The sequence below is a fragment of the Pseudoalteromonas sp. SR45-5 genome, from assembly GCF_014163565.1.
Classification (GTDB): domain Bacteria; phylum Pseudomonadota; class Gammaproteobacteria; order Enterobacterales; family Alteromonadaceae; genus Pseudoalteromonas; species Pseudoalteromonas distincta.
In genome coordinates, this window is sequence record NZ_JACJDN010000890.1 from 1 (window position 1) to 1,238 (window position 1,238).

Consider the following 1,238-nt stretch of genomic DNA (forward strand, 5'->3'; position numbering starts at 1 on the left):
CGTTAATATCTTATTCTAAATAAGTTATGCTAAAAGGGCCCTAAGGCCCTTTTTTGTTAAGTTAGAGGTAGTTATGATACAAACTCAAAGTAAAGATTTTGGGATGGTGGGCCTTGGCCTACGACGAGAAATGCTTGATGAGCTGCTTGAGCATGTACCTAATCAAGTAGACTTTTTAGAAGTTGCGCCAGAGAACTGGTTAAAACTGGGTGGACGCTTTAAAAAGCAATTTAAAACATTAACCGATGCTAATAATTTTGTGTGTCATGGATTATCACTGTCTATCGGTTCTCCCGAACCTCTTGATGTTGAATTTGTTAAGTCTTTAAAAGTGTTTTTTGAAGAGCACAATATAAAAATTTTTAGTGAGCACTTAAGTTACTGCTCCGGTACAGGGCATATGTATGACTTAATGCCCATTCCATTTACACAAGATGCCATAGCACATGTTGTACCTCGCATTAAACAAGTTCAAGACATACTAGAGCAGCAAATTGCGATAGAAAATGTTTCCTATTATGGTGCTCCTGGACAGCAATTATCAGAGCTTGAATTTACGAATATTATTTTAGAGCAAGCTGACTGCAAGCTTTTACTTGATGTGAATAACATTTATGTTAATTCGATAAATCATGGCTACAACGCGCAAGCATTTTTAACTGGGTTACCCTCTAATCGTATAGCCTATGGGCATGTTGCTGGCCATTATAATGAGGCTGATGACTTAATTGTTGATACACATGGCGCTGATGTGATTGATCCTGTTTGGGAGCTACTCGATAAAGCATACGAAGTGCATGGCGTATTTCCAACCTTGCTTGAGCGCGATTTTAATATTCCTACCATGAATGTTTTAACCAAAGAGTTAGCTATAATTCATGATCTACAGGCTAAACACTTTGATTCAACTGTTTCAAAACAACGAGCTTAATATAAGCCTTTATCAACATTAAAAGAGTGCCTAGTTATGAGCTTTATTGAAATACAAAACGAATTTATGGCGCATATTCGCGAGCCTCATAAAAATAAAAAGCCCAGCGGTATCGAAGACAGGCGTATGGCTATTTATCGCGACCTATTTTTTAATAACATTGAAGGTTTTATATCATCAGGTTTTCCGGTATTAAAAACGTTATATACCCAGAAGCAATGGCAAGCCCTCGTACGCCAGTTTTTTAGCGAATATGATTGTCATTCGCCGTACTTTTTAGACATAGCAGGGGAGTTTATTAATTACT

At 37.2% G+C, this 1,238-nt stretch carries 2 protein-coding genes; both read left to right on the forward strand.

The features are described from left to right. Positions 1-73 precede the first annotated feature (73 nt). Entirely contained in the window at positions 74-931 is an 858-nt protein-coding gene (locus tag H5072_RS19860) for a DUF692 domain-containing protein (RefSeq protein ID WP_259396004.1), read from the forward strand. Positions 932-967: 36 nt separating this feature from the next. Beyond that, positions 968-1,238, forward strand: a 271-nt coding sequence (locus H5072_RS19865) for a DUF2063 domain-containing protein (protein WP_182694567.1), incomplete at its 3' end; no start/stop codon positions are given.